Source organism: Phenylobacterium ferrooxidans, assembly GCF_042714595.1.
Taxonomy (GTDB): Bacteria; Pseudomonadota; Alphaproteobacteria; order Caulobacterales; family Caulobacteraceae; genus Phenylobacterium; species Phenylobacterium ferrooxidans.
Window position 1 is genome coordinate 66,428 of the sequence record NZ_JAOTJD010000022.1, and the last position, 10,009, is coordinate 76,436.

Here is a 10,009-nt window from a genome sequence, read left to right on the forward strand (position 1 = left end):
GCGCATAGCGGCGTTCGCCCCCGCAACGTCAAGCCCGCTCATTCGTTCTCTAAGCCAACAAAGGATCGAACCGTGACCGTGAGCGTTCCTGCTCGCGTGACCGGGGCTATGTGTTCTTGATGACTGTGACTGAACTGGATTTCCGACCTAACGCGCCGCCCGGGCCTCTGGCCCTGGCGAACGCCGCCCTGTTCCTGGACCTTGACGGCACCCTCGCCCCGATCGCCGCGCTGCCGCAGGATGTGGCGCCAGATCCGCGCAGGACGGCCATACTCGAAAATTTGATGGGCAGGCTTGAGGGTCGCCTCGCCGTAGTCAGCGGCCGCACCCTTGCAGACATCGATCGCATCCTGGAGGGCCGTGTGCCGGCTGTGGCGGCTGTACATGGCCTGGTGCTCCGCGGCGCCGACGGCGCGGTCACCCAGACCGAACCGCACCCCGCCCTGCCCCAGGCCGTCGCCGCCTTGCGGCTGTTCGCCGCCGACCATCCAGGCATGCTGGTGGAGGACAAACTGCTCTCCGCGACGCTGCACTATCGCGGCGACCCCGAGCACGGCCAGGCCGCCCGGGCCGAGGCCGAAAGGGTCGCCGCCCTCACGGGCCTCGCCGTGCAACCCGGCGACATGGTGATGGAATTGCGCACGCCGGGCCCCACCAAGGGCGACAGTGTCGAGGCCTTCCTGGCCCTCGCCCCCTTCAACGGCGCGACGCCGATCTTCCTGGGGGACGATCTCACCGACGAGGACGGCTTCGCGGCCGCGCGCCGGCTGGGCGGGTTCGGCGTGTTGGTGGGCCCTGCGCGTCCCACCGCAGCGCAACTGCGCTTGGACGACGTGGCAGCCGCCCTGGCCTGGCTGGAGGCCGCGCGATGAGCCGGCTGATCGTCGTTTCAAACAGGGTCAACGCCCCGACCGGCAAGGGCGACGAGACGGTCGGCGGCCTGGCCATGGCCCTGTCGGCGGCGCTGCGGGAATATTCCGGCCTCTGGTTCGGCTGGAGCGGCAAGACCACCGACAAGTTCACCGGCGAACTGAACGTGGAGCGCTGCGACGGCGTGACCGTGGCCACGCTTGATCTCGAGGAAACCGACCTCAACGAGTATTACAACGGCTACGCCAACAAGACCCTGTGGCCCCTGTTCCACTATCGCCAGGACCTGACCGCCTATGACCGGTCCTATGGCGAGGGCTATGAGCGGGTGAACCAGCGCTTCGCCGAGACACTGGCCCCGCTGATCGAGCCCGACGACCTGATCTGGGTGCACGACTACCACCTGATCCCCCTGGCCCGGGAGCTTCGGAAGCTGGGGGTGAAAAACCGCATCGGCTTCTACCTGCACATCCCGTGGCCCGCCCACCAGCTGATGGTCACCCTGCCCGGGCACCAGAAGCTGGTGCAGTCGCTGTTCGACTACGACCTGGTGGGCTTCCAGACCGCGGACTACCGCCAGGCCTTCGAGGAATATGTGCTCACCGAGGCCAAGGGGGTGATGGTGGGGTCGGACCTGCGCGCCTTCGGCCGCACCGTGAAGGTGGGCGCCTTCCCCATCGGGGTCGACGCCGCGGAGTTCGCCGAGATGGCCAAGAGCGAGCGGGCCTGGCGCACCTACAACGTGATGATGGCCCACACCGCCTTCCGCAGCCTGATCATCGGCGTCGACAGGCTGGACTATTCCAAGGGTCTGGAGGAGCGGCTCGCCGGTTTCGAGCACTTCCTGGCCCACAACCCCGACGTCCGCCGCGAGGTGCTGTTCCTGCAGATCGCCCCGGTGAGCCGCGAAGGCGTCGAGGCCTATCAGGAGATCCGCGCACGCCTGGATTCCCTGTCGGGTCGCATCAACGGTGAGTATGCCGACATCGACTGGAACCCGGTGCGTTACGTGAACAAGACCTACCGGCGCGACGAGCTGGCCGGGGTCTACCGCGCCGCCCGGGTGGCGCTGGTGACGCCGCTGCGCGATGGCATGAACCTGGTGGCCAAGGAGTTCGTAGCCGCGCAGAATCCCGACGACCCCGGAGTGCTCATCCTGTCGCGGTTCGCCGGCGCCGCCGACCAGTTGAAGCAGGCGCTGATGGTCAATCCCAACAGTCCGGAAGAGATTGCCGAGGCCCTGAAGCGGGCCCTGGCCATGGACCTATCCGAGCGTGTCGCGCGCTGGGCGGAGATGTTCGAAAACGTCACCCGCGAGGACGTCAACGCCTGGCGCGACGCCTATGTCGGCGCCCTGTCCGACGTGAGGGAAACCCACACCGCCCTGGCCAGCTGAACCTCAGTCTGGATGGTCGGCGGCGCTGGCGGGCGCGACGTGAGGCGGGAAGGCCTGGCCAATGGGACCGTATTTCGCACGGGCCGCGGCCACCCGGGCGGTCATGTCGGCCAGCGCCTGGGGATGCAGGGACGCCACGCTGTAATTCTCGCCGGGGTCGGACCCCATGTCGAACAGCAGGGGATAGCGGTCCAGCGGCACGTCGTAGGTCCGGTAGTAGGAACGCACCACATACTTCCAGCGCGCGGTGCGGACGGCCGCGACATGGGTGTTGTCGAACAGCACGATCTGCTCGTTCGGCGAGGCCGCGCCACGGGTCATCACCGCGCTGAGGTCGGCGCCGTCCAGCTCGCGGTTGGCGGGAACCGCGATCCCCGCCATGGCTAGAACGGTGGGCAGGATATCGAGGTTGCTGGAGAGCGCGTCGGTGACGAGCCCGGCCGGCAGGGTCCCCGGCTGACGGGCGATAAAGGGCACCCGGAAGCCTCCGTCCCAGGCCGAGCCGCCCTTGCGGTCGCGGAAGGGGCCCGATGACCCCTCGAACCAGGGGCCGTTGTCAGAGGTGAAGATGACCAGGGTGTCTTCGTCGAGGCCGAGCGCGTTCAGCCTGGCCAACAGGCGCCCGACATTGAGGTCGATCTCCTCCACCACCTCGCCATAGGCGCCGCCGGGGGAGCCGGTGAGGTCGTCGGGATTGGGCTTCAGCGGGATGTGCGGGGCGGTCAGGGTGACCAGGGCGAAGAAGGGCCGGTCGCGGTTCTCCTCCACGAAGGCGATCGTCTGCTCGAAGAAGGTCTGGGTCAGCTTGGCGAAATCGGGCTTCGGCTCGATGACCTCGACCGCGGCCCCCTCGCCCGCATAGAGCGCCAGCGGCTTCATGTCGTGGCTGTAGGGCAGGCCGTAGAAGCGGTCGAAGCCATGGACGGTCGGCGGCCAGTAAGGCGCCACATGGCCCAGGTGCCACTTGCCGATCAGGGCGGTGGCGTAGGCGTCGCCGAGCGCCTTGGGGATGGTGATCTCGCTGAGCGGCAGGCCGGTGGTGTCGGCGGGCTGGATCACCTCGTGGGCCAGCCCTGAACGGATCGCGTAGCGGCCGGTGAGCAGGCCGGCCCGCGACGGGGTGCAGACATTGGCCGAGGCGTAGAAGTCGGTGAACCGCACCCCTTGCGCGGCCATCTGGTCCAGGTACGGCGTGCGGATGATGGTGCCGCCATCGCAGCCGAGGTCGCCATAGCCGAGGTCGTCGGCCAGGATGACGATGAAGTTGGGCTGGCGGCCGGTCATTTCGCCAGCTCCAGGGTCGGCAGGGCGGCGGCCTCCTGGGCGTCCAGGCGGGACTTGCGGAAGTTGGTGCGGACACCGCTCGGGGCGCCGAACTCCATCAGCTGGTCGGACTTGGGATCATAGGCCGGCCAGCCGGCGCAATCGGGCTTGCCGGTCTTGGCGAAGGCCACCCAGCAGCCGTGCATCAGCGTCGCCATGGCCTGGTCGTCAGGCTTGATCATGCTCAGCGGCGTGCGGCGGCCCCAGTACTCGAAGACGTACTGGATCTCCGCGGCGTGGAAGGCCCGCGTGACCATCGGTCGGAAGCGCGAACCCACATAGGAGAAGTGGTAGAGCCAGGCGGGCTTGCCCTTGGCGGCCTTGGCGGCCGTCCAGCGCGCCGGCGCGCCGAAGGCCCGGTCAGTGAACACCGCGCGGCCCAGGACCTCATCGCTCTGAGCGGCCTCTTGGGCATAGACCGTACGCACGGCCTGCGGCAGGGCCTTGCCGACAGCCGCCGCGCCCAGGCCGAACTCGCTCATCAAGGAGTCCTCGCCGGAATTGGAGCCGATGATCAGGGGCACATCGTTGGCGCGGCCCGCGGCGAAGGCCTGGGCCGGGGTCTGCTTCATCAGCCGGCCATCGACGAAGGGCCCGAAATCGCCCTGCGCCTTGGCGATGAGATCGGCGGCGGGAACGGCGCGAAGCTGATCGGCGGTGGGGGCCGTCAGACCCAGCGCGGCGGCGGCCTTCACCCCCTCGGCCTCCTTGTCGGCGAGGGTCGTGGGAGCGCCCCAGCCGCCGCCCGATTGCACGACCGCCTTCTTGTAGAGGCCCTTGGACCTCGGCGCGGCCAACAGGGCGAGCGTGCTGGCGCCCCCGGCGCTCTCGCCGAAGACGGTGACATTGGCGGGGTCGCCGCCGAAGGTCCTGATGTTGCGCTTCACCCATTCGAGGGCGGCGATCTGATCCATCAAGCCATAGTTGCCAACCATCCCTGCGCCGGCCTGCTGGGTCAGGGCCGGGTGGGCGAAGTAGCCCAGCGGGCCCAGGCGGTAGTTGATGGCCACCAGCACCACCCCGTCGCGGGCGAAGTTGGAGCCGTCATAGATCCAGCCGGCGCCATAGCGGTGCGAGCCGCCGTGCAGCCAGACCATCACCGGCGCCTTCCTGGTCCCCTTGGGCGCGAAGACGTTGAGCTGCAGGCAATCCTCGCTCATCGGCCCATTGGCGCTGCCGGAGTTGGGAGCGCCGTCGGCGCGCATGGTCTGCATGCAGGAGACCCCAGCCTTGGTCCCGTCCCGCTCGCCGGCCCAGGGAAACACCCTGGCGGGCGGCGCCCAGCGCAGGGGCCCGATGGGTGGGGCGGCATAGGGAATGTTCCGGTAGATGGCCGCGGTCGGGGTTTCGGTTCCGACCATCACGCCGCCTTCCACGGTCGCCTTGACCGACTGCGCCAAGGCCGGGGCGGCGACGAGCGCCAGGATCGTGGAAAACACGGCGAGCTTCATGGGTTTCGTCCCCGGGCGGCCTGAAATGCGGTGGGCCATCTTAAAATGTCGGGCCGAACCATTCGCCGGCCAGGGACCCGGGTCAAGACCACGCTCTAGTGGAAATCGCGGCTGTGGATCAGGCCCCCAGCCTTGCGTCCGGAATCCGCCGCCGGCCCCTCGTCGCGCAGGCGGGCGGTGAGGTGGGAGAGGTCGGTGAAGCTCTTGGCCACCAGGTGGACCACGTCGCTCTCGATCTGCAGCTGGCCGTGGACCTGCAGCAGGGTGGCGGTCATCACCAGCCGGCGGTTGGCCTCGAAGGCGTCCTTCCAGATGACGATATTGGCGATCCCGCTCTCGTCCTCCAGGGTCATGAACACCACCCCCTTGGCGGTGCCCGGCCGCTGGCGCACCAGGACGATTCCCCCCACCGAGGTCCAGCGCCGGTCGCGCATATGCTTCAGCGCCGCCGCCGGGACCGCGCCGGCCTGGCTCAGTTCCCCCCGGAAGAATTCGCAAGGGTGGGCCTTCAGGGACAGGCGCGTGGTGCGGTAGTCCTCGGTGACGTTCATGGGCAGGCTCATCAGGGGCAGCTCGACCGGCGCCTCCGAGCGATCCATCGCGGCCAGCAGCGGGGCCTCGATCTCGACCCTGGTCTCCCCCAGCAGCCCCTTGACCGCCCACAGGGCCTGGCGGCGGCTCAGGCCCATCCCGGCGAAGGCGTCGGCCTCGGCCAGCAGCTCCATGGCGCGTCGCGACAGGCCGCGCGCGAAGGCCTCGAGCGTGCAGACGCCGGCGGCGCGCATCTTCATCAATGACTTCCCGTCGTCTTCCTTGAGGCCCTTGATCTGCCGCAGGCCCAGGCGCACGGCGCGCAGGCGCTGGCCTGCCAGCGGCTCCAGGGTGCAGTCCCAGTCGCTGGCCATAACGTCGGGCGCGCGCACCTCCACCCCATGCTCGCGGGCGTCGCGGACCAGCTGGGCCGGCTGGTAGAAGCCCATGGGCTGGCTGTTGAGCAGGGAGGCGCAGAAGGCGTCGGGCCAGAAGCACTTCACCCAGGCCGAGGCGTAGACCAGCAGAGCAAAGCTGATGGCGTGGCTTTCCGGGAAGCCGTAGGAGCCGAAACCCTCGATCTGTCCGAAGCAGTTGTTGGTGAATTCCTCGTCGTAGCCCTTGGCCAGCATGCCGGCGATGAACTTCTCGCCGTATTCCCCGACATTGCCGTGGTGTCGGAAGGTGGCCATGGCCCGGCGCAGGCCGTCGGCGGCGGTGTCACTGAAATTGGCGCCCTCGATAGCGATCCGCATGGCCTGTTCCTGGAAGAGCGGCACCCCCAGGGTCTTCTTGAGAATCCGCTCCATCTCCTTCTGGTCGAACCCCTCCGAGGGTCGCGGATAGCTGACCTGGCTCGGGTCGGCGCGGCGCTTCAGATAGGGATGGACCATGTTGCCCTGGATGGGACCCGGCCGGACGATGGCGACCTCGATCACCAGGTCGTAGAACTTGCGAGGCCGCAGTCTCGGCAGCATCGACATCTGGGCCCGGCTCTCCACCTGGAAAACCCCCACGGAGTCGGCCTTGCAGAGCATGTCATAGACCTCGGGCGCCTCCTGCGGGATGTGGGCGATGTCGCTGATGACGGTTCCGTCCTCCAGGGGCGGCAGCATGTCGAAGCTGCGCTTCAGGGCGGTCAGCATGCCGAGCGCCAGGATATCGACCTTCATCAGGCCTATGGCGTCGATGTCGTCCTTGTCCCATTCGATGAAGGTGCGGTCAGCCATGGCGGCGTTGCCGATCGGCACGGTCTCGTCCAGCCGACGCTTGGTGAGCACATAGCCGCCGACATGCTGCGACAGGTGGCGCGGGAACTTCAGCAGTTCCTGGCCGAGCGCCGTAGCCCGGCGGATTTCGGGATTGTCGGGATCCAGCCCCGTCTGGCGGATGTGCTCATCGGCGGTCATGTCGCCCCAACTGCCCCAGACGGTGCCAGACAGGGCGGCGGTGACGTCTTCGGTCAGGCCCAGCGCCTTGCCCACCTGGCGGATGGCCATGCGGGGACGGTAGTGGATGACCGTGGCGACGATGGCGGCCCGCTCGCGGGTGTAGCGGCGATAGACGTACTGCATCACCTCCTCCCGGCGCTCATGTTCGAAATCGACATCAATGTCGGGCGGCTCGCCGCGCTTTTCGGAGATGAAGCGGGAGAACAGCAGGTCCTGGTCGTCCTTGGTGGGGTCCACCGCCGTGATCCCCAGGCAGAAGCAGACACAGGAATTGGCGGCCGATCCGCGCCCCTGGCAGAGGATGTCCTGGCTGCGGGCCCAGGCGACGATGTCGTGGACGGTAAGGAAGTAGTTGGCGAAGCCCAGCTTCTCGATCAGGTCGAGCTCGTGCTGGATCGTCGCGCGCTCCTTTTCTCCCATGCCCCCCGCGAACCGCCACTCAGCCCCCGCCCAGGCCAGGTCGCGGAGATGCTGGATCGCGGTCTTGCCCGGCGGCACCGGCTCGTCGGGATACTCGTAGCTGAGATCGGAAAGATCGAACTTGATCCGCCCGGCGATCTCGACGCTGCGCTCCACCGCCCCGGGGAACCTGGCGAACAGACGGGCCATCTCCTCGGGGCTCTTCAGGTGCCGCTCGGCGTTGGCCTCCAGGCGCAGGCCGGCCTCGTGGATGGTGCAGGTCTCGCGGATGCAGGTGACCACGTCCTGCAGGGCCCGGCGTTCGGGGCCGTGGTAGAGGACGTCGTTGGTGGCCACCATCGGGGCGCCGCTGCTCTGGGCCAGGGCCGCCAGCTTCGAAAGGCGGTGCAGATCCCGCGCGCCATAGGGCCGCGACGCCGCCAGCCAGACCGAGCCTCGCAGGGACTGGGCGATCATCACCAGCTTGGCCTCGAATTCGGCGTCCAGGCGAAGCGGCGCAACCACCAGGGTGAGCTGGCCCTCGGCGTGCTGGAGATAGTCTTCCCAGTGCAGTTCGCACTCGCCCTTGAGGCAGCGCCGCTGGCCGGCGGTGAGCAGGCGGGTCAGCCGGCCATAAGCCTCGCGGTCGGAGGGGTAGCAGAGCAGGCTTGGCGTCCCGTCGGCGAAATCGAGACGACAGCCGGTGAAGGCGCGGAACGTCGTGTGCTTCCCCAGGTCCTTCACCGCCGACCAGGCGCGCACCACACCGGCCAGGCTGTTGCGATCGACGACGCCGATGGCGTCGAGGCCCAGGGCCGCGCCCGTCTCCACCAGTTCGTGCGGGTGCGACGCGCCCCGCAGGAAGGAGAAGTTGGTGGTGGTCTGCAGCTCGACATAGCGGGTCATGCGAACAGCCCGTGCAGCCACCACCTGGCCTCCACGCCCGGGGCGTAGATGCCGGCGCGGAACAACCAGAAGCGGGCGCCGGCCTCGTCCTCCACCCGGTAATAGTCGCGGATGTGCGTGGTGCGGGCGTCCTCGATGGCGTCGCGCCACCATTCCTCGCCGATCCGCTCGGGCCCCTCGGCGCGGCGCACCCGGTGCATCTGGCCGCGCCAGCGGAACTGCACCGGCGGGTCATCGGGGATCGGAGCCATCACCAGTTCCAGGGGCTCGGGCCGGCTGAACAGGCGCAGGGGCCGGGGACGTTCCGGGTCCCATCCGGCCAGCGGCGGGGCCATGGGCGCGCCCGGCGCGGCGGACTGTTCGGGGACGTGGCTCTCCACCGGACGCGCCCTCCAGACCCGGTCCTCACCCAGCCGGTTGGTGAGCCGGTCGATGAGGGGCGCGAGGCCCTCGGCGCCGCCGGCCTCGATCAGACTGTCGAGGCGGGCCTGGCGGCCGGACACCGGCTCCACCTCGGCGGCCTCCAGGGTCACCACCTCGATCCCGAAGCCCGGATCGACGGTCTCCAGCTTCGGCGCGAACAGCTTGGCGATGCGGGTAGCGTCGCGCCCGGCCAGGGACAGGCCGATGGTCAGCGGCGCCACATAGCCATCCAGGCGGTGGAAGCAGAGCTCGAAGCGCCGCGCGCCCTGTCCTTCCTTCTCCAGCCGCGCGCAGAGCTTGGCGGCGACGTCGATGGTGACGCGGGCCATGTCGTCCGGCGCGCTGATCGGCTCGGCGAAGGCCAGGCGCGCGAACCAGGGATTGGGGGGGCGGCGATAGGTCAGGGCCTCCTTGGAACGCCCCAGCGCCTGGTCGATGCGGGTCAGGGTCTCGATCCCGAAGCGGCGGGCGAGCGGCGCGCGGGGGATGTCGAAGAGCTGGGCCAGCGCCTTCAGCCCCAGGCGGTCGATCTGGGCGGCGGTCTCCGGCTCCAGCCGCAGGGCCGCCGGCGGCAGGGGCGCCAGCAGGCCGATCTGCTGGCCCGGCCGGGCGATGGCGCCGTCCTCGCCATAGTGGGCCAGCGCCCAGGCCGCGCCGGGGGTGTCGGCGATGGCGACGCGGAAGGCCAGGCCATTGGCCATCAACCGGGCGCGGAAATCGGCCAGCAGCGCCTCCTCCCCACCCCACAGGTGGTCGACCCCGCTGATGTCGAGGAACAGGCCGTCGGGTTCGTCGGCGGCGACCGCCGGCGAGAACCGTACACACCAGTCCACCAGGGCCGACAGCGCCAGGGCGTCGGCCTCCGGCTCGGCCTCGGCGGTGACAAGGTCTGGAACAATGGCCGCCGCATCGGTGGCCTTCTGGCCCACATAGAGGCCCAACCTGCGGCCCGCCCGGTCCACGGCCGACAGACGTCGCGTGCCCTTGGCGGACTCGATGAGCGCGAACGGGCTAGCTGGCGCGGCGGAGGGGTTGCGACGGCGCCAGTTGGAGATCGCCCAGAGGGGCGACCAGGCGCAGAGGATGCGTGCCATCAGAAGCCTCATGGGTATAGGCGTCGCCCGCCTCGAACAGCCAGGCGCCGGTACGGCCGCCGCGGCAGCGTTCCAGGGTCACCGCCCAGCGCGGGGGACCCAGGCCAAATTCCCCCGGTCCCGGCTCGCTGGCGGCGGGGGTCACCCGCCAGCGGCTGGCCGCGG

Annotated in this window: 6 protein-coding genes and 1 pseudogene; 2 read left to right on the forward strand and 5 right to left on the reverse strand. The window is 69.3% G+C overall.

The window, feature by feature from the left end:
- Positions 1–119 precede the first annotated feature (119 nt).
- Together otsB and otsA are read left to right on the forward strand one after the other, a co-directional pair.
- Complete coding sequence (gene otsB / locus OCL97_RS12705; RefSeq protein WP_377370373.1) at positions 120–872, forward strand: trehalose-phosphatase; 753 nt, start codon at positions 120–122, stop codon at positions 870–872.
- Positions 869–2,266 carry an alpha,alpha-trehalose-phosphate synthase (UDP-forming) gene (gene otsA / locus OCL97_RS12710; protein ID WP_377370374.1) on the forward strand — a complete coding sequence of 466 codons (1,398 nt, stop codon included), beginning with the start codon at positions 869–871 and terminating at the stop codon, positions 2,264–2,266. Before otsB ends, otsA begins: the two co-directional genes overlap by 4 nt.
- Positions 2,267–2,269: 3 nt before the next feature.
- Here otsA and OCL97_RS12715 read toward each other — a convergent pair whose 3' ends face one another.
- The 5 genes and pseudogenes from OCL97_RS12715 to OCL97_RS12735 form a co-directional block, all read right to left on the reverse strand.
- A complete protein-coding gene (locus tag OCL97_RS12715) occupies positions 2,270–3,550 on the reverse strand; it encodes a sulfatase family protein (protein ID WP_377370375.1) in 1,281 nt (426 codons plus the stop codon).
- Positions 3,547–5,040, reverse strand: coding sequence for a carboxylesterase/lipase family protein (locus tag OCL97_RS12720; protein WP_377370376.1), 1,494 nt, complete (start codon positions 5,038–5,040; stop codon positions 3,547–3,549). The genes OCL97_RS12715 and OCL97_RS12720 overlap by 4 nt, the downstream gene beginning before the upstream one ends.
- 95 nt (positions 5,041–5,135) lie before the next feature.
- Positions 5,136–8,327 carry an error-prone DNA polymerase gene (locus tag OCL97_RS12725; protein WP_377370377.1) on the reverse strand — a complete coding sequence of 1,064 codons (3,192 nt, stop codon included), beginning with the start codon at positions 8,325–8,327 and terminating at the stop codon, positions 5,136–5,138.
- The gene (locus tag OCL97_RS12730; RefSeq protein ID WP_377370378.1) at positions 8,324–9,844 is read right to left on the reverse strand and encodes a DUF6504 family protein; all 1,521 of its coding nucleotides are present in this window, start codon (positions 9,842–9,844) and stop codon (positions 8,324–8,326) included. The genes OCL97_RS12725 and OCL97_RS12730 overlap by 4 nt, the downstream gene beginning before the upstream one ends.
- Positions 9,762–10,009, reverse strand: a pseudogene (locus tag OCL97_RS12735) (protein imuA); the annotation flags it as partial. The pseudogene OCL97_RS12735 and the gene OCL97_RS12730, both read right to left, overlap by 83 nt.